The following is a 25,207-nucleotide window of genomic DNA, read 5'->3' as shown; positions in this document are numbered from 1 at the left end:
GTCCCCCGGATGCCACATCTGGCGTAACCGGATCACCCCTTCGGCCGTTTCCGGGCAGATGCCCGCGCCGACCCATGGATGTCCGTTGCCCAGGTTCAGTGTCATCGTCCCCGCGTACAAGGTTCAGGCGTACCTGCATGAGTGCCTCGAATCCGTGCTGGAGCAGTCCTTCCCGGACCTCGAACTGATCGCGGTCGACGACTGCTCACCCGACGCCTGCGGCGCGATCATCGACGAGTTCGCGGCCCGTGACACCCGGGTACGGCCCGTCCACCTGCCACAGAACACGGGTCTGGGCCGGGCCCGCAACGCGGCCCTGGCCGAGGCCACCGGCGACTACCTGATCTTCCTGGACGCCGACGACAGCCTGACGCCGGGCGCACTCCAGGCCGTCGCCGACCGGATCAAGGAGACCTCCGAACCGGACGTCCTGGTCTACGACTACGCGCGCACGTTCTGGTCGGGCGAGACCGTCCGCAACCGGGAGGCGGGGCAGCTCACCGAGCAGGGTCCGGCGCCGTTCCGCCTCGACGACCGTCCGGGCCTGCTCAACGTCCTGATGGTGGTCTGGAACAAGGCGTACCGCCGGGAGTTCGTCGAGCGCGAGGGCTTCACGTTCCCGCCCGGCCTCTACGAGGACACGCCCTGGACGTATCCGGCGCTGATGGCCGCGGAGACGGTCGCCACCCTCGACCGGGTCTGCGTCCACTACCGCCAGCGCCGCCGGGGCAACATCCTCGGCACCACCGGCCGGGGGCACTTCGACATCTTCGGCCAGTACGACCGGGTCTTCGCGTATCTCGACGGGCATCCCGAACTGGCGCACTGGCGGCCGGTGCTGTTCCGCCGCATGGTCGACCATGTGGCGACGGTGTTCACCCGGCGCGGCCGGCTGCCGCGCGGCAGCCACGCCGAGTTCCTGCGCCGGGCCCGCGCCCACTACCGCCGCCACCGCACCCCGGGTCCCCCGGCCCGTCCCCGGTTCCGGCTGCGGCACGTCCTCGTCCGCCTGGGCAGCCACCGCACCTACCGTCTGCTGTCCCTGGCCTCCCGCACCCGCGTCCGCACCGCGCGGTCGGCCACCGCCGTCCTCGGCCGCCTGGCCGGCGTCGCGCTCCAGGCGCACTACCGCCTCCAGCGCCGGCTGCCCGTGCGCGCCGACCGTGCCGTCTTCGCCAGCCACCAGGGGCAGGGTCACGGCTGCAACCCGGGCGCCTTGGAGGCCGCGTTCCGCACGCTCGCGCCGCACATCCGCACGGCGTGGATCGCGCGCCCCGAGCACCACCACACCGTCCCGGCCGCGACGCGCCGGGTGCGGCCCGGCTCGGCCGCGTACTGGACGGCGCTCGCCCGCTCCAAGTACCTGGTCAGCAACGCCGACTTCGACCGCCGGCTGCGCAAGCGCCCCGGCCAGATCGTGATCCAGACGCACGCCGGGACCCCGCTCAAGCGCATGGGTCTCGACCTCCAGGACCGGCCGGCGGCGGCCCGCGACACGGACTTCGCCCAGGTGCTGCGCGGCGCCGACCAGTGGGACTACTGCCTGTCCGCCAACCGCCACTCCACCCTTGTATGGGAGCGCGTCTTCCCGTCCGGGTTCACCACGCTGGAGTACGGCCAGCCCCGTAACGACCGCTTCCAGCAGGCGACTTCGGCGGACGTGACCCGGCTGCGCGAGTCGCTCGGCATCCCGCACGGCTCGGTGGCGATCCTGTACGCGCCGACGTACCGCGACTACCGCCGCTCCCAGCGCCACCTCCTCGACCTGGAACGCGTCCTGCGGCAGCTCGGCCCGCGCTATGTGGTGCTGACCCGCGCGCACCCCTCGTACGGCGCGCCCCTCACCCGCTCCGACGGCGCCCGTCTGATCGACGTGAGCGGCCATCCGAGCGTCGAGTCCCTGTGCCTGGCCTCGGACGCGCTGGTCACCGACTACTCGTCCCTGATGTTCGACTACGCCAATCTGGACCGCCCGATCGTCGTGTACGCGGACGACTGGGAGGCGTACGAGGCGGCCCGCGGCACCTACTTCGACCTGCGCGCCTTCCCGCCGGGCGCGGTCGCCCGCACCGAGGAGGAGCTGATCGACATCTTCGCCACCGGCCACTGGCGCGGCTCGCGTGCGGCGCAGCTGCGTGCCGCGTTCCGCGCGCGTTTCTGCCCGTACGACGACGGGCGCGCCGCCGAGCGGGTGGTGCGCCGGATCGTGCTCGGCGAAGGCGCAAGGGAAGGCGAAAGGAACAGCGAGGGCGACGGCGGGGCGACGGGTCTGCCGCCGGTCGTGCCGCTGGCCGGGCGCCATCCCGTCCCGTCGGCCGCGGCGGCTCTGGCGAGGCCGCCGCTCGCGACGGTGCCGCACCCGGCCGGTCCCGTCCCCGTCGTCGACAGTCCGTGAAGCACCTTCGCTCGAACAGGGGAACCCCCGTCGTCAGCCGGCGCCCCTTCGGACGACCGGGCCGCTGACCCGCGGATCAGCACCCATCAGCACCCCGGTGAGAAATGAGCCCCCGACAGAGAGACCGGAATGCCCCGCTTCAGCATCATCGTCCCCACCCATGACGTAGCCGGCCGTCTGTCCCGGTCGCTGGACTCGGTCCTCACCCAGTCCTTCGGCGACTTCGAGCTGATCCCGGTCCGCGACGCCCCCGGTTCCCCGGCGGGTGCGGTCGTGGCCGAGTACACCGGGCGGGACGCCCGCGTGGTCCCGGTCGTGTCACCGCCCTCCGGCGGGCTGAGCGCGGCGCGCAACACCGGCCTCGCGGCGGCGACCGGCACGTATCTGCTGTTCCTCGACGGCGACGACGTCCTCGCGCCGGGCGCACTGGCCGCGCTCGACGCGCGCCTGAAGGAGACCGGCGAGGTGGACGCCGTGTACTTCGGCCACGAGCGGGTCCACTGGTGGGAGGCCGAGAAGACGAACACGCCCCCGCTCGGCCGGGCCCCGCACGGCGCCTTCGCCCCCGCCGAGGCCCCGCACCTGACCGGCGTCACCCTCCCGGCCTGGAGCGCCGCCTACCGCCGCGCGTTCGTCACGGAGCACCGGCTCGCCTTCCCCGCGGGCCTGTTCACCGACATCGGCTGGGGCGGCCTGGTCACGCTCGCCGCCGAGCGGGTCGCCCTGCTGCGCTCGGTGTGCGTACGGCATCTGCTGCGACGGCAGGGCAGCCGGCTCGCCGTGCCGGGTGAGCACCAGCTCGAACTCCTCGACCAGATCGACCTGGTGCTCACCCGTGCCGCCGAACTGGGCCTGCCGGCCTACCGGTCGGGGCCGCTGTTCGGACAGCTGTTCGCCGCGGTCCTGAAGACGGCCGCCCGTCCCGAGCGGCTGCCCGCCCGTCGCCGGCGTGCCTTCTTCCGGCGGGCGGGGCGGCTCTACCGGCGGCATCGCCCGGCCGCCTTCCAGCCGCCGCCGGGCAGCGTCGGGGTGCAGCACCGGCTGCTGGCGGCCGGTGCGTACAGCGCGTTCTGGGCCCTGCGCGGCGCCAACCGGAGCGTGGCGAAGGCAGCGGAACGGATCCCGCGCCCGCGGATGCCGCGCACCCGCACCCGGTACGCCCTGGGGCTGCGCCGCCCGCTCGACGAGAACCTCGCCGTGTACTGCGCGTACTGGGGCCGCGGCTACGCCTGCAACCCGGCCGCGATCCACGCCAAGGCCCGCGAACTCGCCCCGCATCTGCGGTCGGTGTTCCTGGTCGAGGCGGACGCGGTGGGCGAGCTGCCGCCCGGTGTCGAGCACGCGGTCATCGGGAGCCAGGGGTACTGGGACGTGCTGGCGCGCGCCAAGTACCTGATCAACAACGCCAACTTCGCCGACGGGGTCGTCAAGCGCCCCGGCAGCGTGCACCTCCAGACCCAGCACGGCACCCCGCTGAAGAAGATGGGCGTCGACCAGTCGACGTACCCGGTGGTGGCGGCGGCGACCGGCAGCTTCGCCAAGCTGCTGACCCGCGTGGACCGCTGGGACTACAACCTCTCCGCCAACCGCCACTCCACCGAGATGTGGGAACGGGCCTTTCCCGGCACCTGGGAAGCCCTCGAATACGGCTATCCGCGCAACGACGTCTACTACACGGCGACCGCCGACGACGTCGCCCGCGTCCGGCGCGAACTCGGCGTCCCGGACGGCAAGACGGCCCTCCTGTACGCGCCCACCCACCGCGACCACAGCGCGGGCTTCGAGGCGCGGCTGGACCTGGAGGCGTTCTGCGAGGCGCTCGGCGAGGACTTCGTCGTACTGCTGCGCGCCCACTACTTCTACGACGAGGGCGACCGCGGGGGCGGCGGCCGGATCATCGACGTCACCCGGCACCGTTCCTCCGAGGACGTCTGTCTGGCCGCCGACGCGCTGATCACGGACTACTCGTCGATCATGTTCGACTACGCCAACCTGGACCGCCCGATCGTCGTGTACGCGGACGACTGGGAGGTCTACCGGGAGACGCGGGGCGTCTACTTCGACCTGCTGGAGGGCCCGCCCGGGCACGTGGCGCGTACCCCCGAGGAGTTGGCCGGCCTGTTCGCCGACGGATCGTACGCGGACGCCGGGTCGGCCGTGCTGCGCGCCCGGTTCCGTGAGCGCTTCTGCCAGTTCGACGACGGCCGGGCCGCCGAACGGGTCGTACGGCGGGTGCTGCTCGGCCAGCCGCCGCAGGCGATCCCGCCCGTCGTCCCGCTCGCCGAGCGCACCCCGGCCCCGGCCCTCGTGAGGAGCTGACCACCGTGCCCCGCTTCAGCATCATCGTCCCCGTCTTCAAGGTGCAGGGCTATCTGCGCGAGTGCCTCGACTCGGTCCTCGGGCAGTCGTACCGGGATCTGGAAGTGATCGCCGTCGACGACTGCTCGCCGGACGGCTGCGGCGCCATCCTCGACGCGTACGCGGCCCGCGACCCGCGCGTACGCGTGCTGCACCTGCCGGAGAACGTCGGCCTGGGCCGGGCACGCAACGCCGGAATGCCGCACGCCACCGGGGACTACCTCTTCTTCCTCGACAGCGACGACACCCTCACCCCGGGCGCCCTGCGCGCGCTGGCCGACCGCCTCGACGAGCTCCCCGGCCCGGACGGCCCCGATGTGCTCGTCTTCGACTACGCGCGCACCTATTGGTGGGGCGGCACCCGCAGAAACGTCCTGGCGCGGGTGCTGGCCGAGGCGGGCGCGGGCACCTTCACGGCCGCCGAGCGTCCCGAGATCCTCGACCTGCTGATGGTGGTCTGGAACAAGGTCTACCGCCGCGACTTCGTGGAGAAGCACGGCTTCCGGTTCCCTCCCGGCTACTACGAGGACACGCCCTGGACGTTCCCCACGCTGCTCGGCGCGGAGCGGATCGCCGTGCTCGACCGGATCTGCGTCGCCTACCGGCAGCGCCGCACGGGCAGCATCCTGTCCACCACCAGCCGCAAGCACTTCGACATCCACGACCAGTACGAGCGGGTCTTCGCGTACGTCGACTCCCGCCCGGAGCTGTCGAGTTGGCGGCCCTGTCTGTGTCACAAGATGGGTGAGCACTGCCTGGACGTCCTCGCCAAGCCGGACCGGCTGCCCGAGTCGGACAAGGAGGAGTTCTTCCGGCGCACGGCCGAGCTGTTCCGCAAGCACAAGGGCGGTCCGACGCCGCCCGGACTCCGCGTCCTGGAGGGCGGTTTCACCCGCTACCGGGCCGTGCGGGCGGCCAGGTCGCTCGACCTGCGCGCCCGCCAGGTCCGTGCCGCGGCCGTCGTACGGCTCAAGCGCGGCTGGTCAAACGTGCACGGACACCGGCCGCTGGACCCGCATCTCGCGGTGTACTCGGCGTTCTCGCACCGCGGGGTGCTCGGCGACCCGGCCGCCGTGCACCGCGCGGCCCGGGAGCTCGCCCCGCACATCAGGGGCGTGTGGGTGGTCCGCGCGGACCAGGTGCCCTCGCTTCCGCCGGGCGTCGAGTACGTCGTCCCGGACTCCCTGCGCTATCACCAGGTCACCGCCCGGGCCACGTACTTCGTCAACAACGTCAACTGGCCCGGCACCCTGGCCAAGCGCCCCGGCAGCGTGCACATCCACACCCACCAGGGCACCCCGCTCAAGTACATGGGCGCCGATCTGCTGCACAAGCCGGGCGCCCGGCACGGCCTCGACGTGCCGCAGATGCTGCGCCGGGCCGACCGCTGGGACTACAGCCTGGTCGCCAACCGCCACTCCGAGCTGGTCTGGGACCGCGCCTATCCGTGCCGCTTCACCTCGGTGCGCACCGGCAGCCCCCGCAACGACGTCCTCGTCCGGGCGCGCCCCGGCGACGGCGCCGACGTCCGCGCCCGCCTCGGCATCCCGGCCGGTCACACGGTCGTGCTGTACGCGCCGACGCGCCGCGACTACGTCAGGGGCGGCCACGTCGACCGGATCGACCTGGCCCGGTTCGCGGAGGATCTGGGCGAGGGACACTCACTCGTCGTACGGCTGCATCCCTCGCTCGCGGACGGTCCGGCGCGCGGGATGGGGCTGGCCGAGCTGCACCGGCGGGGCGTCCTGGTCGACGCGACGACCGAGCCGCACGTCGAGGAGCTGATGCTCGCCTCGGACGTCCTGGTCACGGACTACTCGGCCCTGATGTTCGACTACGCCAACCTGGACCGGCCGATCGTGATCCACGCCGACGACTGGGGGACCTATACCGCGAGCCGGGGCGCCTACTTCGATCTCACCGCCGACGCGCCGGGTCATGTGACGCGTACCCACCGGGAGCTGGCGTGGCTGTTCGCCTGCGGTGGGTGGCGGGACGAGGAGTCGGCGGCGCTGCGGGCCGGGTTCCGGGCGCGGTTCTGCGAGTTCGACGACGGGCGGGCGGCCGAGCGGGTGGTGCGGACGCTGATGCTCGGCGAACAGGACCTGCCCCTGCCGGTGCCGGCGCCCGCACAGGCCGCCCGCGACCTGCTCGCTTCGTCATGAGGGCCGCGGTGCGGGCCCTGCCGCGGCCGACACGCACGAACGCCCGTACCTGGGTGGTCGTCCTCGCCGCCGTGTTCGCCGTCCTGCAACTCGCCAACGTCACCGGGCGGGACACTCCCGACACCAAGAACTACCTGTCGTACGCGCTGAGTCTGCGCGGCGACAGCAAGCGGGAGTCGGCCGCCACCGCCATCGACTACGTGTGCGCGGGCCGGGCGTCCGCGGCACGCCGCGAGCAGAGCGTCGACGTGAACCGCTTCCAGGCTCCGAACCCCACCCGGCGGGTCACCGAGAAGTGCCGGCGCGACCTGTGGGCGGGGGTGGACAGGCGGCTGCGCGCCGGACAGACCTCCGGGCACATCGCGCCGTTCACGTCCGAGCGGTTCATGCGGATCTTCGAGGCGCGGCCCGGATATCCGATGCTGCTGCTGCCGTTCGTGACGGTGTTCGGCGTGACGTGGGGCATCTGGCTGTCGAGTGTGCTCGTCACGGTGGCCGGGGGCGTGCTGGCCTTCCTGATCCTGCGCACCCTGCGCGCTCCCACCGGCGTGGCGCTGACCGGCCAGGCCCTCTTCTACGTCCTGCCGTGCGGCACCACCGCCATGCGCCCCATGACCGAGGGCCTGCTGCTGGCGCTGACACTGGTGGCGCTGTGGGGCTGTGCGCTGACACTGCGGGGCAACCGGCCGGGGACCGGTGTGCTGCTGGTCACCGCGGCGCTCGTACTGCTGTTCGCGGTGAAGCACTCGCAGGCCCTGTTTCTCGCGCTGTGCCTGGCGGGGGCGTGCGCGGTGGTCGGCGTACGGCGGCGCGGGCGCGGGCGCCTGCCGGGGCAACCGCTGGTGGTCCTGGGCGCGGTGGCGGGCTGCGCGGTCGCCGGCATCCTGCTGGCGGCGCAGGCACTGCACTACCCGTCCGAGTCCGAGAGCGTCCAGGACCTGTTGACCGACCACTTCGCCCGGCCCGACCGCGCCCGGCCGTGGCCGGAGTTCCTCGGTCTGGAGGGCAACTTCTGGCTGGAGTGGCTGCGCCGCCAGTTCTGGGAGCCGCTGTTCCTGACCTCGCTGGTGGCGTCGGCCTGGGGAGCGCTGAAGCAGCGCCCGGCCTTCGGGGTGTTCCTGCTGGCGGCCGCGTTCACCGGCCTCGTCACCCACGCGGCCCACCCGGACATCACCGTCTACGGCGGCCGGCTGATCGTGATGGCGTGGCTGCTGCCGGTGGTCGGGCTGCCGCTGCTGCTGGAGCGGGCGGTGCGGGTGTGGGCACCACCGGGCGCGGTGCCGGTGCCACGGCCCCTGATGCACGAGAGCGGCACGCACTCGATGCGGTGAACTCCGCGGGCGACCGCCGCCTCAGCCGCCCAGGCGACCGCCGCCTCACCCGCCCGTACGTCGTCGCGCCGGGCCGACCCCCGCCCCGCCGTCACCGGAAGGCGAGCGGCAGTGGCGGTGCGTGGCGGCCGGCCGGGCCTGTCGGGTCGGCCGGCCTGCTCGACGACTGCTTGCTCGACTGGCTCGACTGGCTCGACTGGCTCGTCCTACTCGACGACGAGCTCGACCTCGATGTTGCCGCGGGTGGCGTTGGAGTAGGGGCAGACCTGGTGGGCGGTCTCGACCAGCTTGCGGCCGGTCGCCTCGTCCACGGAGTCCGGCAGCTCGATACGCAGGGTGACCTTGAGGCCGAAGCCCTCACCCTGCTTGCCGATGCCGACCTCGGCGGTCACGGCGGCGTCGCTCACATCGACCTTCGCCTGCCGGCCGACGAGACCGAGGGCGCTGGCGAAGCAGGCCGCGTAACCGCCGGCGAACAGCTGCTCCGGGTTGGTGCCCTGACCGTTGCCGCCCAGCTCGGCCGGCGGGGCCAGCTGGACGTCGAGCTTGCCGTCGGAGCTGATGGCGCGCCCCTCGCGCCCGTGGGTGGCGGTGGCAACAGCGGTGTAGAGCGCGTCCATGGAAAACCATCCCTCTCAAAGGTCGTGTACGGCGGCCGGTCTTCGTCTTCGACCGCCTCACGGGTAGAAGTAGAGCACACAATTCAGTTGTACACAACTTAATGGTGGACAAGAGCTACCCTGGAGACATGAGCGCCATCCCGACCCCCAGCACCGAGGCCCCCGCCGACGAGAACTACCTCCGCCTCGACCGCCAGATCTGCTTCTCCCTCAACGCGGCCTCGCGCGCCTTCAACGGCGTCTACCGCGTCGTCCTCAAGGACCTGGGGCTCACCTACCCCCAGTACCTGGTGATGATGGTGCTGTGGGAGCACGGCGCGCTGCCCGTGAAGAAGGTCGGCGAGCATCTGCGCCTCGACTCCGGCACGCTGTCGCCGCTGCTCAAGCGTCTTGAGACGGCCGGGCTCGTACGGCGCGAGCGCAGCGCGAAGGACGAGCGGTCGGTGTACGTCCACCTCACGGAGGAGGGCACGGCGCTGCGCGAGCGGGCCCTGCTGGTGCCGGTCAGGATCGCCACGGCGACGGGCCTCGGCCTGGGGGAGATCGAGGACCTGCGGACCCGCCTCGACCGCCTCACGACGGCACTGGACGAGGCGGCGCTGGAGGAGACACCGGGCTGCGCCCAGGGTTAGGCCGTGTCCGACGACTCCCGCCGGGCAGCCGACGCGGAATGTCGGACACGGCCTGGAACTTCAGACACGGTCTGGAACTAGGGACGGCGTACGTACAGGCGCACGGTCGAACCCTTCTGCACGAACTCCGCGCGCGGCACGAACTCCTCGTCCAGCACCGCCCGTTTGAGGCGCTCGACCGGACTGCGCGAGGACCAGCCGGGGCGCAGCGCGTAGGTCTGGGCGACCACCCAGAGCCGGTCGAGCCGTCCGAGCCGGCGCCGCAGCTCATCGGCCCCGACCTCCCGCCCGTAGAGGCTCCCGTCCACGGGCGCGGGCACGCTCAGCGCGACGTCCCGCGTCCGGCGGAAGTCGTCGGGATACGTGAGAGCGGCCCGGCGTCCGAAGGCGGGCAGGAACAGCAGGGGGTCGCCGGGCCGCGTCTCCCGCCCGGCCACGCGGGAGACGGCGGCGAGGTTGTCGGGGCGGCGGTCGGCGCTGCGGTCGGCCTGGAGAACGGGGAGCCGGGAGGCGAGGACGAGGGCGATGGCGAGAACGCCGAGGAGAGGGGTGCGGGCGGGCGCGAAGTGACCCCCGGCCCGTAGCCGTCCCATGACCCCCGCCACCCGATCCGCGCCGCTCGCGACCAGCAGCGGCATGCCCGCGAGCGCGTACAGCACGTACCGCTCGTCGTAGAGGGGCCGAACCTGCGACACCGCCAGCAGGACCACCGGCGGAACGGCCACCAGCGGCAGCGCGACACCCCCCAGGGACAACTCCCCGCGCGGACCTCTCCGTACGCCCACGCCGGCGAGCACCAGACACGGCACCAGCAACAGACCCGGCGCCCCCGCGAACCCCTCCAGCAACCGCCCCGCCGCCCCCAGGTCCGGCACCGCGAGCCACGCCACCTGCGCTGCCTGCCCCTGCGAGACGACCACCACCGGCAGCAGCACCACGGCCACACCCCCCACCGCACACCCCCACGCCCGCCACACCCTCCCGCGCACCCGGGCGAGCGCCAGCGCACAGGCGTGGGCGAGCAGAGCCAGCACCGCGAACTCGTGCAGCACACACGTGACACCGGCGACCGCCCCGTACGGCCACCAGCCCCCGCCGCGCACGGCCCTGACCAGCAACAGCGTCGACCCCGCCACCCCGGCCGAGACCAGCGCGTACGAACGGCCCTCCTGCGCGTAGTGCCCGGCCATCGGCGTGACGGCGTACAGCAGCCCCGCCCACAGGCCGACCCGCGGACGACACAGGCGGACGCCCAGCGCGGCCACCAGGCCCGCCGTCGCCGCCGCCCCGAGGACCGACGGAAGGCGCAGCACCACCTCGTCGGGGCGAGCGAAGGCGGCCCACCCGGACAGGACCGTGCGCATCACCAGGTAGTACAGGCCGTGCACCGCGTCCACACCGTGCAGCAGCCGCCAGATCTGCGGCACCGAACGGTGCGCGACCTCGAAGGTGACCGCCTCGTCGCGCCACATGCCGCCGCGGTCGAGCCCCCACAGCCCGAGCGCGAGCATGACGAGGACGGGGGCGAGGACGGATACGAGCACATGCACCGGCACGGGCAGAAGCGCGGACGCGACCTCCGCACGGGTGCGGGTACAGGTACGGGCGACGGGTGGCCGGTCCTTGCACAAGCTCGACATGCGCCCGATTTTGTGCGATTAGCCAACGTTCAATAGAGATTGACGGCGTATCTCCGCAAAAACGGCATCCATGCGGCTTACGATCCGGCGTTGATGAGGACCTTGAAACGCCACCCCCTGCTCCTCCTCGGCGCGGCCTGGCTGGCCACCCGCGCCCTGATGCTGTGGCTGCTCACCCACGAGCGCCTCGCCCTGCTGGGCCGGGGCGGGGTGTCGAGCGAGGTACGCAACCTGTACTTCCGCTGGTACGGCGTCCTGTCGCACGGCACCTATCCGGCCGGCGACCACCTGTGGCAGTACCCGCCGGGCGCGGGTCCGGTGCTGCTCTCCCCCGCGCTGCTGCCGGCCCTGACCTACTTCCAGGCGTTCGTGGTGCTCACGCTCCTCACGGACGCCGTGATCATGCTCTTCCTCGCGCGCGCGGGGACCCGGCCGGGCGGCCGCAGCCTGCACGGTGCGGCGCTGTGGACGGCGGGCCTGCCGCTGCTCCTGCACCTTCCGCTCGCACGCTACGACGTGCAGGTCACGGCGTTCGCCGTCATCTCCCTGTTGACGTTGTCGCGCTCCCCGCGCGCGTGCGGCGCGTTCGCGGCGATCGGCGCCCTGGTGAAGGTCTGGCCGGCCCTGGCACTCATCGGCACGCCGACGGGCCGGACCACCCGTCGGGCGTGGACGTCGGCCGCGGTCACCGGGGCCGCCCTGCTGACGCTGCTGACCGCCCTGTTCCGCAACCCCTTCGACTTCCTGCTCCAGCAGGGCGGCCGGGGCGTGCAGATCGAGTCGCTCGGCGGCACGGCCCTCGCCTTCGCCCGCCGGGCCGGCTGGCCGGGGCGCGCGCGGTATCAGTTCGGCGCGATGGAGTTCGCGGGCCCGCATGTGCGCGCGGTGGCCGCGGTCTCGCTCGGGCTCACCGTCGCCGCGTTCGGGCTGCTGCTGCTGTGGCGGCTGCGGGCGCGCCGCTGGACGCCGGCCACCCCGTACGACGCGGCGCTCGCGGCGGTCCTGCTGTTCACGGTGACGAGCCGGGTGATCAGCCCTCAGTACATGGTGTGGCTGATCGGCCTGGCCGCCGTCTGCCTGACCTCCCGGCACACCACACAACGGCCCGTCGCCCTGCTGGTCCTGGCGGCCTCCGCGGCCAGCACTGTGGCGTACCCCGCCTATTACGGGGAGGTCATCAACTCCACCTGGACGGGCTGTCTGCTGATGCTCCTGCGCAACGGCCTGCTGGCCACGGCCGCGGGCCTGTCGTTCGTGCGCCTGTGGCGAGCCACCACAAAAGACCCCGAATCCGGCACCCCCCGTCCGGAACTCCGCCCCGATCCTGTCCGTCTTCCCCACAAGACACTAACTGCCTCTTAACGGAAAATTACCTACAACTTCTACTATCCCGGTTCGTGGAATCAATGCCGCCTCACGCTTCACAGGTCAGCGTCGTCGTCATCGGATACGACGACGCTGCGCACGTGACGGACGCCGTGCGCTCGGCGCTGGCCCAGGGTCCGGCCGTCCGCGAGGTGATCGCCGTCGACGACTGCTCGTCCGACGGCAGCCCCGGGCTGCTGGACGCGCTGGCCGTCGAGGACACGCGGGTGCGGGTGCTCCGCCGCGAGGTCAACAGCGGCGGCTGCGGCACCCCGCGCAACGACGGGATCGACGCCGCGACCGCCCCGTACACGATGTTCCTGGACAGCGACGACATGCTGCCGCCGGGTGCCGTGGAAGCGCTGCTCGCGGCGGCCGACCGGCACGGCGCACAGGTCGCGGCGGGCCTGTGCGTGCGCCGTGAGCTGCCGTCGGGCCGCGAGGTCCCCTGGCAGCCCGAGCTGTACACAGAGCCGGCGCTGGTCCCGCACCCCGCCCGGCTGCGGCGCCTGGTCCACGACACGCTCTGCGTCAACAAGCTCTACCGCACGGACTTCCTGCGCGAGCACGCCATCCGCTTCCCCGACGGCCGCTTCCCTTACGAGGACTTCGTGTTCTCCGCGCGCGTGCTGGCGGCGGGACCGCGTATGGCGCTCGTCCCGGACACGGTGTACGTCTGGCACGTACGCAGGTCCGCCGAGCGGCTGTCCATCTCGCTGGACCGCGCGGGCATCGACAACTGGCAGGCCCGTATGGCGGCCGCGGCGCAGGCGTACGACATCCTGCTGGGCGCCGGTGAGAAGCGCCTCGCGCGGGCGGCGCGCGCCAAGTTCCTCGACCACGAGCTGCGGATGTACACGCGGGAGCTCGATCTGCGCGGCACGGAGTACCGGCGCGAGTGGTGGACGCTCACGCGCGCGTACCTGTCGGCGTTCGACGCGGCCGAGTTCGCGCTGGCGCCGGCGCCCGGGCGGGTCATCGCACGCGTGGTGCTCGCCGCCGAGGAGCCCCGCGACCTGCCCCGGCTCAAGGAGCTGGCGGCACGCCCGGCCCGGCTGCACCCGCCGTACGCGCGCGCGGCGGACGGCACTCCGGTGTGGTCGGCGGACCTGCCTCAGGTCCCGCTGGACCACGTACTCGTCCGGCCCATGCACCTGCTGCCCGTCGCCGTCGACGCGGAACTGCGGCCACGCGCGCGTGGCACCCGGCTGCGGCTGCGTCTGCACGAGCTGTACGGGCGGGTGGCGGACGCGGGACCGGCCTCGGTGAACCTGGAGTTCGTGCACCGGGAGGGCGGCCGGGTGGGTACGGCGGCCACGGCCCCGCTGCTCGCGGACCCGGAGTTCGACACCTGGTCTGCGGAGGTGCCGGTGGACCTGGCGGCGCTCGGGTCGGGCACCTGGGACCTGCGGCTGACGCTGCGCTTCCACGACGGCACGAGCCGCGACACCACCGCCCACGCGGTCGCGGGCCCCGGCCTGCTGCGCCGCGGCGTGGTGCCGAGCGGGCGGCACGGGGTGCTGCTGGTCCAGCCGTACGCGACACACTCGGGAGCCCTGGCACTGCGTGTGGCGACCGGGATACAAGGAGTGACATCCGTCATGGGTCGAAGGCTCCGGCGCCTGCTTCACTGGTGAATGACCGCAAGGGCTCAGGGACAAGCCTCAGGGGCGGGACTCAGGGACGGGATTCAGGGACAAGGGAAGGGCCGCACATGACCTGGCTGATCACCGGCGGCGCCGGTTACATCGGGGCGCATGTCGTGCGAGCGATGCGCGAAGCGGGCGACCGGGCGATGGTGTACGACGACTTGTCCACGGGCATCGCGGAGCGCGTCCCCGACGGCGTGCCGCTGGTGGTGGGCTCGACGCTGGACGGCGGCCTGCTGCGCCGCACGCTCGCGGAGCACGCGGTGACCGGTGTCGTGCATCTGGCGGCGAAGAAGCAGGTCGGCGAGTCGGTGGAGCTGCCCCTGCACTACTACCGGGAGAACGTGGAGGGCCTGCGGGTACTGCTGGAGGCCGTCACGGACGCCTCGGTCCCCTCCTTCGTGTTCTCGTCCTCCGCGGCCGTGTACGGCATGCCGGACGTGGACCTGGTGCGGGAGGAGACGCCGTGCGTGCCGATGTCGCCGTACGGCGAGACGAAGCTCGCCGGTGAGTGGCTGGTGCGCGCGACAGGCCGGGCGACGGGCCTGTCCACGGCATCGCTGCGCTATTTCAACGTGGCGGGGGCGGCGACGCCGGAGCTGGCCGACGCCGGGGTCTTCAACCTGGTCCCCATGGTCTTCGAGAAGCTCACGGAGGGCGCCGCGCCCCGCATCTTCGGCGACGACTATCCGACGCCGGACGGCACCTGCGTACGCGACTACATCCATGTGGTCGACCTGGCGGAGGCCCATGTGGCCGCGGCCCGTGCGCTGGAGGCGTCGCCGGGCGCGGGCCTGACGCTCAACATCGGCCGCGGCGAGGGTGTTTCGGTGCGCGAGATGGTCGACCGCATCAACGCGCTCACGGGCTACGACACCCCGCCGACCGTCGTGGCGCGCCGCCCCGGCGACCCGGCCCGGGTGGTGGCCTCGGCGGACCGTATCGCCGTGGAGCTGGGCTGGAAGGCGAAGTACGACGTCCAGGACATGATCACGTCGGCATGGGAGGGCTGGGTGCGGCTGCATCCGGGGGCGACGCGGGGATAGCCGTCGGCAGCTGTCCGCGGTTCCTCCGGGCCGGGCGCTGGACGCGCGGTGGTCGCCCCCCGGCCGGCTATGCGCTCACGGCTGCCGTCAGCCGGGGAAACGTGACACCGGTCAGATCCTCGGACGCCGTCCACAGGCGGCGGGCCGAGACCGGGTCGCCGGCCGCGGCCGAACGGCCGACCAGCGTCGGGCCACCGCGCATCTCGCCGAAGCCGTCGGGACCGACGTAGCTCGCGCCGGGGAGGTCCTGGACGGCGGCGTACAGGGTGGGCAGCGCGCCCGCCCTGTTGTCCTGGGCGATGAAGCGGTTGCCCACCCGCATGAGGGCGCGGCGCAGGGCGCTGCCGTCGTGGCTCTGCAGGTTGGTGGCGGCCCAGCCGGGGTGCGCGGCGAGGGCCCGTACGGGCGAGGCCGCCTCGGCCAGCCGGCGCTGGAGTTCCAGCGTGAACAGCAGGTTGGCCAGCTTGGACTGGCTGTAAGCGGTGAGGGGGGCGTACTCGCCGGTCAGGTTGAGGTTGTCGAAGTGGATGTAGGGGCTGCCCGGCATCCGGTGCGCGCCCGACGACACGGTCACGACGCGGTCCTTGATGCGCGGCAGCAGCAGGTTGGTCAGGGCGAAGTGCCCCAGATGGTTCGTCCCGAACTGCATCTCGAAGCCGTCCTTGGTACTGGCCTCGGGGATGTTCATGACGCCGGCGTTGTTGATCAGCAGATGCAGGTCGCCCTGCCAGCCGGCGGCGAACTCGCGCACGGAGGCGAGGTCGGCCAGGTCCAGGCGGCGCACCTCGACGCTGCCGTGGACGCCGGCCGCGGCCGCCTCACCACGCTCGAGATCCCGTACGGCGAGGACGACATGGGCGCCCGCCCGGGCGAGGGCCTCGACGGTGGCGATCCCGAGCCCGCTGTTGGCGCCGGTGACGACGGCGGTACGGCCGGTCTGGTCGGGGATGTCACCGGCGTTCCACTTGCCGCGCGCACTACCGCCCGCAGTCGTGCTCCGCGTCCTGTTCGATGTCCCGCTCTGTGTCTTAGGCATGCCCTCAATGTAGGCGCCGACAACAATGCTGTCAATGACAACAATGGTGACGCCGACAACAATGTTGGCGTCGAATACATGGCCGATACACTGCGGCCATGGCTACGCAGACCCGCCGTTACCACCACGGAGACCTTCGCGCCGCGCTGCTCACCCGGGCCGAGGAGACGCTCAGGGAGAGGGGCCCGGCCGCCCTGTCCCTGCGCGAGCTCGCTCGCGACCTGGGCGTCAGCCATGCCGCACCGAGTCGCCACTTCAAGGACAAGCAGGCCCTGCTGGACGCACTGGCACTGACGGGCTTCGGCCGGCTGGCCGCGTCCATGGCGGCGTCGCGGGAGTCGGCGGGCGAGACGTTCGCCGAGCGGCTGGCCACCATGTCCCGCGCCTACGTGGACTTCGCGACGGCCAACGCCGAGCTGCTCGACCTGATGTACTCGATCAAGCACGATCCACAGGCGTCCGAGGCCCTGGTCACCGCGTCCCAGCAGTGGGCCGAGCAGCTGGTGGAGCTGATCGGGGCGGGTCAGCGCCGGGGCGAGGTACGGGAGGGCCCGTTGGAACGCGTCGGGCTGCCGATCTTCGCGACGCTGCACGGCTACGCCAGCCTGGCGGTGAGCGGCATGCTGCCCGCCGACGCGGTCGAACACGGCCTGGCCGACGTGATCGCACACATGCTGCGGGGGTGCGCACCCGACCAGGCCGCCGCCCCCCTCGTACCCTGACGCGATGACCGCCGCCGACGCCCACCCACCCCACAACGTCCGCGCACCCGGGCCCACCGCGCACGACGCCACCGCGCCCGCCCCGCCCCGCGTCACCGCGGCCGGACCGGCCCCGCACGACATCACCGCCCCCGACTTCACCCCGCACGCGGTCGCCACCGTCCTCGGCTCCGCCGTCGGGGACGCGCTCGGTGCGCCCTTCGAGTTCGGGCCCGGGGGCGCCTTCTCCGCGCGCTTCCCGAGGGCCGGGCACGGGAGCGAGATGTGCGGGGGCGGCGGCTGGGACCCGGGCGAGGCGACCGACGACACGCAGATGGCCGTACTCGTCGGGGAGTCGCTGCTGGAGTGCGGCGGACTGGAACTCCCCGACATCTTCCGGCGGTTCCAGCGGTGGGCCGCCGCCCGGCCCAAGGACATCGGGCTGCAGACCGAGGACGTCCTCACCAACGGCGAGCCCTGGGACCGCGCCGCCGCCCTGCACTTCCAGGTCAACCAACGGGCCGCGGGCAACGGCGCGTTGATGCGCGCCGCGACCTCCGCCGTGCACTTCGCGGGCCGTGGCCGGGACGCCACCATGGACGCCGGCCGCCGTATCGCCGCGCTCACCCACGGGGACCGCGCCGCCTGGGAAGGCACCGCGATCTTCCACGAGGTAGTCCGCGTCGCCCTCGCCGGGGGCGATCCGCTCACCGCCCTCCCGGACACCCTGGCCGCCGTCCACCCGGACCACCGCGCCCGCTACGCGACCGTCCTCGCCCCGGACTGGCACCCCGACCAGGCCACGGAGTTCAACGGCGCGGTCTGGCCCTGCCTCGGCTCCGCCGTCTGGGCGCTACGCACCACCGACTCGTACGAGGAAGCCCTGCGCGCCGCGGTCGATATCGGCGGTGACACGGACACCGTGGCGGCGGTGACCGGCGGCCTGGCCGGGGCCGTGTACGGGCCGGACGCGATCCCGCGTCGCTGGACCGAACCGCTCCACGTACCGCTTCCGGGCTTCGGCGACCGGGTTCTGGGGGCCGCCGAACTGGCTGGACTGGCCCGCCGGCTGGCCGCATGAGGTCTGATCGGCCTGAGGCCTGACCCGCCTGAGGCCTGATCCGCCAGAGGCCTGATCCGCCAGAGGCCTGACCCGCCTGACCGGTCCCGGCGAGCCCGGACGGTCAGGCGGGCGAGCTCGTACTCACCGTCGCCGCGGGTCGCGTCTAGCGAGCCGACACCCAAGTGCCGCCTCAATTAGCGCACTTGACGCCCTGACGGACTGGCCTCACAACGCCTTCAGCGCCGCCGCCGTGGCCCGCGCCAGGCTCGGCAAGTAGCCCATCGGCAGCTTCGGCCCCCGTACCACCACCGCCCGCCAGTACAGCGGACCGGAGATCACATCCAGCGCCAGCTCGGTGTCGATGCCCTCCCGGATCTCGCCGCGCTCGGCGGCCGCGGCGACGATGCCGCTCGCGACGCTCTGCTGCCCCTCCCGCAGCGCCTTCTGCATGGCCTCGGCGATGTCCGGGTTGCGGGCCGCCTCCGCCTGGAGATCCGGAATGATCTGCCCGGCGACCGGGTGGCGCAGGGCGCGGGACGTCACCTCGTACAGCAGCCGCAGGTCCCCCTCCAGGGAGCCCGTGTCGGGCGCGGGCAGCCCCTGCACCGCGACCGCCGAGACCAGGTCCAGGACCAGGTGCAGCTTCGAACGCCAGCGCCGGTACACCGCCGTCTTGCCGACACCCGCCCGGCGCGCGATCCCCTCGATGGACATCCGGGCGTAGCCGACGGCCGCCAGCTCCTCGAAGACCGCCGCCCGGATGGCCTCCGTCACGTCCTCGCGGAGTACGGCCGCCCCGGCGGGGGCCCTGCGCCGCGGGGTCACCTGGGAAGCGTCGGCGTTCGTCGTCATGCGCACCAGCATAGGGCGCGACGACGAAACGGTTGCGTTCCGACGTAAGGACGCCCTACGCTCGCGTTGCGACGATACGGTCCCGTCCCGACGTAAAGAACAGTAAAGAGCTCCGTAAGAACCGTGCGAAAACGCCGGAAAAGCGTCGCCGGCCGGGGCTCGACGACGGATGATTACGGACCGGTTCGCGCATCCGACCCCCTCGGGACCGCTTCGCGCACCCCGAGCCCCCGAGCGAAAGCAGCGGATGTGAGCCAGGCCCTCCACACACCGCCCTCCCCGCCCTCCACTGGCGCCACAACCCCCACGGGCGCCACGGGCGCCACGGCCGCCGCGCCGGCCGAGACCCCGGCGCAGCTCGCCGCGCGGTACGGCCTCGCGGTCAGCGGCGCCCGCCCCTCCCTGCCCGGGTACCTCCGCCGGCTGTGGGCGCGGCGCCACTTCATCACCGCCTTCGCCACCGCCAAGCTCACCGCCCAGTACAGCCAGGCCAGGCTGGGCCAGCTCTGGCAGGTGGCGAACCCGCTGCTGAACGCGGCGGTCTACTACTTCATCTTCGGCATCCTGCTGAGCACCAAGAAGGGCGTGCCGGACTACGTCCCGTTCCTGGTCACCGGCGTTTTCGTGTGGACGTTCACGCAGAGCTCGATCATGGCGGGCACCCGCGCGATCTCCGGCAACCTGGGCCTCGTACGGGCCCTGCACTTCCCACGGGCCGCGCTGCCCATCTCCTTCGCGCTCCAGCAGCTCCAGCAGCTGCTGTTCTCGATGTGCGCGCTGGTCGTGATCCTGCTCTGCTTCGGCGTGCCGCTCAGCTTCTCCTGGCTGCTGGTCGTGCCCGCGCTGGCGCTCCAGTTCATGTTCAACGCGGGCGTCGCGATGATCGTGGCCCGGATGGGCGCCAAGACGCCGGACATCGCCCAGCTGATGCCGTTCCTGCTCCGTACCTGGATGTACGTCTCGGGCGTGATGTGGAGCATCGAGAAGGTCATGCACAACAAGGACCTGCCGCACGCCGTGCTGCTCGCCCTCCAGTGCAACCCGGCCGCCGTCTACATCGACCTGATGCGGTTCGCGCTGATCGACAGCTTCCACGCGGACCAGCTGCCGCCGCACGTGTGGGCGGTGGCGACGGGCTGGGCGCTGCTCGCCGGCGTCGGCGGTTTCATCTACTTCTGGAAGGCTGAGGAGACGTACGGCCGTGGCTGAGAACACCGAGAACACGACGAGCACCGCGAGCACCGCGACCACCGCGACCACCGAGAAGATCCCCACCGTCATCGCGGACGGCGTCGACGTCGTCTACCGCGTCAACGGCACCGGCGCGGGGCGCGGTACCGCCACCGCCGCCCTGAACCGCATGCTGCGCCGCGGGCAGGCCGAGAAGGCGGCGGGCGTGCGCAAGGTGCACGCGGTCAGGAACGTCTCCTTCACCGCGTACCGGGGCGAGGCCATCGGTCTGATCGGCACGAACGGCTCCGGCAAGTCCACCCTCCTCAAGGCCGTCGCCGGACTGCTCCCCGTGGAGAACGGCAGGATCTACACCGACGGCCAGCCCTCACTGCTCGGCGTCAACGCGGCCCTGATGAGCGACCTCACCGGTGAACGCAACGTCCACCTCGGCGGCCTCGCCATGGGGATGTCCCGCGAGCAGATCAGGGAGCGGTACCAGGAGATCGTCGACTTCTCCGGCATCAACGAGAAGGGCGACTTCATCACGCTCCCCATGCGGACGTATTCGTCCGGCATGGCGGCCCGGCTGCGCTTCTCCATCGCCGCCGCCAAGGACCACGACGTGCTGATGATCGACGAGGCCCTCGCCACCGGCGACCGCTCCTTCCAGAAGCGGTCCGAGGCCCGCATCCGCGAGCTGCGCAAGCACGCGGGCACGGTCTTCCTGGTCAGCCACAACAACAAGTCGATCCGCGACACCTGCGACCGGGTGCTGTGGCTGGAGCGCGGCGAGTTGCGCATGGACGGACCGACGAACGACGTCCTCCGGGAGTACGAGGCCTTCACCGGCGGCACGGACAAGACCACCAAGACCACCAGGACCGCCAAGACCCCGAAGCTGCCGAATCCGACGAAGGAGCCGAAGGAGTCGATGCAGCCGGAGAGTCCGAAGAGCCTGAAGAGCCCGAAGCAGGAGCAAACGCAACCAAAGGCAGAAAATGCCTCTCTTCCCTCCTGAGGAGTAACACCACTTACACCTTTTATCGGATTAGTGCCACGATGGCGCGTAAAGGGACGTAAAAGGGAAGTAACAGCGTGCAGCCGGCAGGGAAGGGGTCCGCGTGCAGCCAGGACTGAGTGTCATAGTCCACGGCCCCAACGAGCAGGGCCATCTCGGCGAACTCCTGGACTCCCTCGGCGCGCAGCCGTTCGCCGCGGCCGAGGTGGTCGTCGCGGCCGTCGGCGACTGGGCCCGGCAGGAGGCCGAGCGGCACGCGGCACGCGACCCCCGGATCGTCCCGCTGGCACTGCCGGAGGGCACCGGCGAGGGCGCGGCCCGTGCGGCGGGCGCCGCCCGGGCCACCGGCCGCTGGCTGCACTTCGTGCACGCCAGGGACGGTCTGCCCGCGGGCGCCCTGCGCATGGTCGCCGACGCCACGGCGGACGCCCCGGACACGGCGGACCTCGTGGTGTTCGACCACATCCGCTCGTCCTGGAACAAGACCGGCGCGCCGAGCGGCGACGGCTGGATCTTCGCCCGCACCGGCCGCCGCTCCCTGGACCTGGCGGGCTTCCCCAACCTGCTGCACCTCGCCCCGCTGCTGGGCAACCGCGCGATCCGCGCGGACTTCTGGCGCGACCACGACCTCGCGGACGAGGCCTTCGCGCACGACGAGTCGTACCTCGCCCAGGCCACGCTCCTGCACGCCCGACAGGTGGCCTGCCTGGACCAGGTCGCGTACGAGGTACGGCAGTTGCGGGCGCAGAGCCTGCCGCCGGTCGGCGCCGAGGAGCGGTACGCGGTCGTCTCACGGCACGAGGCGCTCCAGCGGCTCGCGGCCGGGCGGGACCTGGCGGAGCGGCCGCGCGCGGTGCTGTACGAGGTGATGGTCCGCGAGTGCCTGCGGACCTTCGCCCGCAGCGGGATGCCGGAGCCGGTGGCCCGGGAGTTCTTCCGCCGGGCGTCGCGGGCGGCCGTGCAGTGGCGGCCCAGGAACCACCGGCGCCCGGCCGGCTTCGAGGGCATCCGCCGCTCGCTCCTGGAGGAGAACGCGTACGCGAAGTACCGGGCGTTCCAGGCCGCCAACCACAAGCGGCGCGACCTGAAGTCGGCGGTCGTGGCGCGCAAGCGCCGGGTCGGCGCGAAGCTCAGCGACCACCATTACCGCCGGGCGCTGAGCGGCCCGGTCGACCCCGGCCTCGCGGTGTTCTCGGCGTACTGGGACCGCGGGGTGTCCTGCAACCCGGCCGCGATCGCCGCGAAGCTCGCCGAACTCGCCCCGCACATCCACCCGGTGTGGGTGGTCGCCCGGAACAAGGCGGCGCTGCTGCCCCCGGGCACCGACCACATCGTCCCGGGCACCCGCCGCTACTGGGAGGTGATGGCGAGGGCGAAGTACCTGGTCAACAACGTCAACTTCCCGAACTCCGTGGTGAAGCGCCCGGACGCGATCCACCTCCAGACCCACCACGGCACCCCGCTCAAGCGCATGGGCCTCGACCAGCGGGAGTTCCCCGCCGCGTCCAAGGGCCTGGACTTCGGCGCCCTGCTGGCCCGCATCGACAAGTGGGACTACAGCGTCTCGGCGAACAGCCACTCCACCCGTATGTGGGAACGCGCGTACCCCTCGCACTACATATCGCTGGACCACGGCTATCCGCGCAACGACGTCTTCTACTCGGCGACCGCGGACGACATCCGCGCGATCCGCGACCGCCTGGGCATACCCCCCGGCCGCCGGGCCATCCTCTACGCCCCCACCCACCGCGACTACGAGGCCGGCTGGACCCCGCGCCTGGACCTGGCGTCCCTGGCCGACCGCCTCGGCGAGGAGACGGTGCTCCTGGTGCGCGGCCACTACTTCTACGGCGGTGCGGCCTCCCCGCTGGCCGGTCTGCGCAGGTCGGGCCGGGTCATCGACGTGTCGACGTACGACCCGGTCGAGGAGCTGTGCCTGGCGGCCGACGCCCTGGTCACGGACTACTCGTCCATCATGTTCGACTACGCCAACCTGAACCGCCCCATCGTCATCTACGCCGACGACTGGGAGACGTACGCCAAGACGCGCGGCGTCTACTTCGACCTGATGGCGGAGGGGCCCGGCCAGGTGACGCGTACGCAGGACGAGCTTGCGGCCGTGTTCGAGTCGGGCGCCTGGCGGGACGAGGGCGCGCGCAAGGCGCTGTCCGCGTTCCGGCGCCGCTTCTGCGAGTTCGACGACGGACGGGCGGCCGAACGCGTCGTACGCCGGGTGTTCCTGGGACAGAGCGAAGAGGCCCTGCCGTCGGTGATTCCCGTGGACGAGCGAACGCCCGCGCCGAGCCCGGAGGAGGCGGCCCGATGACAACAACGCCCACTACGCCCGCAACGCCGACAACACCCAATGCGCCGACGCCGGACGTGACGATCACGGTCATCGTCTACAACGACGCGGAACGCCTGCCGCGCGCGGTCGCCTCCCTGCTGCGCCAGACGCACCCCGCCATCGAGATCATCATCAGTGACGACCACTCGACGGACGCGACGCCTTCCGTGGCAAGGGAGTTGGAGGCGTCGGACCCGCGCATCCGCTATCTGCGCCTGCCGGAGAACAGCGGCGGTTGCAGCGCCCCGCGCAACCGGGCCCTGGAGATCGCCCGGGCGCCGTACCTGATGTTCCTGGACAGCGACGACGAACTCCCCGAGAACGCCGTCGCATTGCTCCTGGCCGCCCACCGCGAGCGGGAGGTCGACTTCGCGATGGGCGCGGTGGAGCGGATACGCGTCGACACGGGCCACCGCTCCACCTGGATGGCTCACCTGGTCGACGAGCGCCGCACGGTCGACGGCATCGAGGCCGAACCGGGCCTGCTCTTCGAGCACCTGGCGACGAGCAAGATGTACACGCGTGACTTCCTGGACCGCCACGCCCTGCGCTTCCCGGAGGGCATCCACTACGAGGACCAGCTGTTCTCGGCGCAGGCGTACTGCCTGGCGAAGTCGTTCACGGTGATCCCGCAGCCGGTGTACCGCTGGTACATAGCGCCGTACGTGGCTCAGGACGCGGCGTCGATCTCCAACCAGCGCCACAAGCTCAGCAACGTCAGTGACCGCATCCACGTCCAGACGCTGATCGACGACTTCCTCGCCGAGAGCGGGCACGAGTCGCTCAGGCAGGACAAGGACTACAAGTTCCTCAAGCACGACTTCCGGATGTACGCGGGCGACCTCCCGTACCGGGACGAGGACTGGCTGACGGGCTTCGCGCGGATCGTGACCCCGTACCTGGAAACCCTTTCCCCCGGCGCGTACGCCCTTCTCCCCCGTGCCGAGCGCGTGGTGCTCCAGCTGGTCCGCGACGGCCGGCTGTCCGAGGCCCAGCTCGCGGCGCGCGGCCTCGGCCACAGTGTGGCCCCTCGGGAGACGACGGCCGACGATTCCGGCTGCCTGTACTGGGGCCCTCGGCTCCCGTCCTCCGACTGGGCCCGCCGGGAGCTCGACGTCACGGAACTGGGGCTGGACTCGCGCCCGTTCCCGAGCGCCCAGTTCCGTCACGAGATCACGTCCGTGACCCCCGGCCGGGGCATGACGGTCGACCTGACCATCCGCACGTACGACCCCGGCCTGCGCCTCCCGGTCGGCCCGCAGCGGGCGAGCGTGGTCGTCGCCCCCGGCAGACGGCGCCTCATGGTTCCCTTCCGCCTTGACCCGGTACGCCCTGGGGTCTTCGAGGGCCGGGTCCGGGTGGACCTGGCGGCCGCCCCGCTGCCCGTCCAGGGCTTCGACGGCGTCCGCCATCCGCTGCTCCGCCTGGAACAGCAGGGCCTGGCGAACACGGGCGTGCTCCTGGCCCCCCTGACCTTCCCGACCCTGCGGGCGACCCGCCCCGGCTCCCTTCGGCACGAGGTGACGGTGGAACCGGAGGGCAAGGCCGCCGGCCGTCTCCAGATCCGCTGGCGCCCGGTGGGGGTCACGGCGCGGGTGGCGGGACCGGTGGCCCGGAAGGTGGCGGGACCAAGGGTGCGCAGGGCGGCGCGGCTGGTGCGCAGCGCGTTGCGGTAGGGCCGTCGCGCAGAGCCTTCGACGCCGGACGCCGAGATCCCTCGGCCGTCCAGCGTTCACCTCACCAGCGGTCCGGCGCTCACCTCGTCAGCGGTTCGGCGCTCACCCCTTCAGCCGTCCGGCGCTCACCCCTTCAGCGG

At 72.3% G+C, this 25,207-nt stretch carries 18 protein-coding genes; 14 read left to right on the top strand and 4 right to left on the bottom strand.

What is annotated here, in order from left to right:
* Positions 1 to 85 precede the first annotated feature (85 nt).
* From GTY58_RS26620 to GTY58_RS26605, 4 genes are all read left to right on the top strand, one after another.
* A complete protein-coding gene (locus GTY58_RS26620; RefSeq protein ID WP_037651636.1) occupies positions 86 to 2,395 on the top strand; it encodes a bifunctional glycosyltransferase family 2 protein/CDP-glycerol:glycerophosphate glycerophosphotransferase in 2,310 nt (769 codons plus the stop codon).
* 129 nt (positions 2,396 to 2,524) lie between these two features.
* A complete protein-coding gene (locus tag GTY58_RS26615) occupies positions 2,525 to 4,714 on the top strand; it encodes a CDP-glycerol glycerophosphotransferase family protein (RefSeq protein WP_010986499.1) in 2,190 nt (729 codons plus the stop codon).
* A gap of 5 nt (positions 4,715 to 4,719) precedes the next feature.
* On the top strand, positions 4,720 to 6,918 hold the full coding sequence (locus GTY58_RS26610) for a bifunctional glycosyltransferase family 2 protein/CDP-glycerol:glycerophosphate glycerophosphotransferase (RefSeq protein WP_010986498.1): 2,199 nt from the start codon (positions 4,720 to 4,722) through the stop codon (positions 6,916 to 6,918).
* Positions 6,915 to 8,249 carry a membrane protein gene (locus tag GTY58_RS26605; RefSeq protein ID WP_042493597.1) on the top strand — a complete coding sequence of 445 codons (1,335 nt, stop codon included), beginning with the start codon at positions 6,915 to 6,917 and terminating at the stop codon, positions 8,247 to 8,249. The genes GTY58_RS26610 and GTY58_RS26605 overlap by 4 nt, the downstream gene beginning before the upstream one ends.
* Before the next feature lie 206 nt (positions 8,250 to 8,455).
* On the opposite strand, the gene GTY58_RS26600 is transcribed toward GTY58_RS26605, so the two are convergent.
* Entirely contained in the window at positions 8,456 to 8,869 is a 414-nt protein-coding gene (locus GTY58_RS26600) for an organic hydroperoxide resistance protein (protein WP_010986496.1), read from the bottom strand.
* A 128-nt stretch (positions 8,870 to 8,997) separates the two neighbouring features.
* Between GTY58_RS26600 and GTY58_RS26595 the strand changes: the two genes are divergently transcribed.
* Complete coding sequence (locus tag GTY58_RS26595; protein WP_010986495.1) at positions 8,998 to 9,501, top strand: MarR family transcriptional regulator; 504 nt, start codon at positions 8,998 to 9,000, stop codon at positions 9,499 to 9,501.
* Positions 9,502 to 9,578: 77 nt separating this feature from the next.
* Here the strand turns inward: GTY58_RS26595 and GTY58_RS26590 are convergent, their stop codons facing one another.
* A complete protein-coding gene (locus GTY58_RS26590; RefSeq protein ID WP_010986494.1) occupies positions 9,579 to 11,141 on the bottom strand; it encodes a glycosyltransferase family 39 protein in 1,563 nt (520 codons plus the stop codon).
* Between the two features lie 93 nt (positions 11,142 to 11,234).
* Here GTY58_RS26590 and GTY58_RS26585 point away from each other — a divergent pair, with 93 nt between their 5' ends.
* From GTY58_RS26585 to galE, 3 genes are all read left to right on the top strand, one after another.
* Entirely contained in the window at positions 11,235 to 12,503 is a 1,269-nt protein-coding gene (locus tag GTY58_RS26585) for a glycosyltransferase 87 family protein (protein ID WP_010986493.1), read from the top strand.
* A gap of 44 nt (positions 12,504 to 12,547) precedes the next feature.
* Positions 12,548 to 14,143 (top strand): glycosyltransferase family 2 protein, encoded by a 1,596-nt coding sequence (locus GTY58_RS26580; RefSeq protein ID WP_010986492.1) that lies wholly within the window; start codon positions 12,548 to 12,550, stop codon positions 14,141 to 14,143.
* Positions 14,144 to 14,220: 77 nt separating this feature from the next.
* Positions 14,221 to 15,201: a UDP-glucose 4-epimerase GalE gene (gene galE, locus GTY58_RS26575; protein ID WP_010986491.1), complete on the top strand. Its 981-nt coding sequence runs from the start codon at positions 14,221 to 14,223 to the stop codon at positions 15,199 to 15,201.
* Positions 15,202 to 15,268: 67 nt separating this feature from the next.
* Here the strand turns inward: galE and GTY58_RS26570 are convergent, their stop codons facing one another.
* Positions 15,269 to 16,237 carry an oxidoreductase gene (locus tag GTY58_RS26570; RefSeq protein ID WP_010986490.1) on the bottom strand — a complete coding sequence of 323 codons (969 nt, stop codon included), beginning with the start codon at positions 16,235 to 16,237 and terminating at the stop codon, positions 15,269 to 15,271.
* A 98-nt stretch (positions 16,238 to 16,335) separates the two neighbouring features.
* Here GTY58_RS26570 and GTY58_RS26565 point away from each other — a divergent pair, with 98 nt between their 5' ends.
* Positions 16,336 to 16,959, top strand: a complete 624-nt coding sequence (locus GTY58_RS26565) for a TetR/AcrR family transcriptional regulator (RefSeq protein ID WP_010986489.1) — start codon at positions 16,336 to 16,338, stop codon at positions 16,957 to 16,959.
* Positions 16,960 to 16,963: 4 nt separating this feature from the next.
* Entirely contained in the window at positions 16,964 to 18,019 is a 1,056-nt protein-coding gene (locus GTY58_RS26560) for an ADP-ribosylglycohydrolase family protein (RefSeq protein ID WP_010986488.1), read from the top strand.
* Positions 18,020 to 18,226: 207 nt separating this feature from the next.
* Here the strand turns inward: GTY58_RS26560 and GTY58_RS26555 are convergent, their stop codons facing one another.
* Positions 18,227 to 18,865: a TetR/AcrR family transcriptional regulator gene (locus GTY58_RS26555; RefSeq protein WP_010986487.1), complete on the bottom strand. Its 639-nt coding sequence runs from the start codon at positions 18,863 to 18,865 to the stop codon at positions 18,227 to 18,229.
* Positions 18,866 to 19,102: 237 nt separating this feature from the next.
* Between GTY58_RS26555 and GTY58_RS26550 the strand changes: the two genes are divergently transcribed.
* The 4 genes from GTY58_RS26550 to GTY58_RS26535 all read left to right on the top strand — a co-directional run bounded on the left by GTY58_RS26550 (position 19,103) and on the right by GTY58_RS26535 (position 25,067).
* A complete protein-coding gene (locus GTY58_RS26550) occupies positions 19,103 to 20,062 on the top strand; it encodes an ABC transporter permease (RefSeq protein WP_010986486.1) in 960 nt (319 codons plus the stop codon).
* 58 nt (positions 20,063 to 20,120) lie between these two features.
* Positions 20,121 to 21,044: an ABC transporter ATP-binding protein gene (locus tag GTY58_RS26545; RefSeq protein ID WP_242432158.1), complete on the top strand. Its 924-nt coding sequence runs from the start codon at positions 20,121 to 20,123 to the stop codon at positions 21,042 to 21,044.
* Positions 21,045 to 21,147: 103 nt separating this feature from the next.
* On the top strand, positions 21,148 to 23,370 hold the full coding sequence (locus tag GTY58_RS26540; RefSeq protein ID WP_010986484.1) for a CDP-glycerol glycerophosphotransferase family protein: 2,223 nt from the start codon (positions 21,148 to 21,150) through the stop codon (positions 23,368 to 23,370).
* Entirely contained in the window at positions 23,367 to 25,067 is a 1,701-nt protein-coding gene (locus GTY58_RS26535) for a glycosyltransferase family 2 protein (RefSeq protein WP_010986483.1), read from the top strand. Before GTY58_RS26540 ends, GTY58_RS26535 begins: the two co-directional genes overlap by 4 nt.
* The last annotated feature ends 140 nt before the right edge of the window (positions 25,068 to 25,207 follow it).

The organism is Streptomyces sp. SID5469 (genome assembly GCF_009862865.1).
Classification (GTDB): Bacteria; Actinomycetota; Actinomycetes; order Streptomycetales; family Streptomycetaceae; genus Streptomyces; species Streptomyces avermitilis.
The sequence above is the reverse complement of the archived record's forward strand: the minus strand, read 5'-3'. Positions and strand labels throughout refer to the sequence as shown.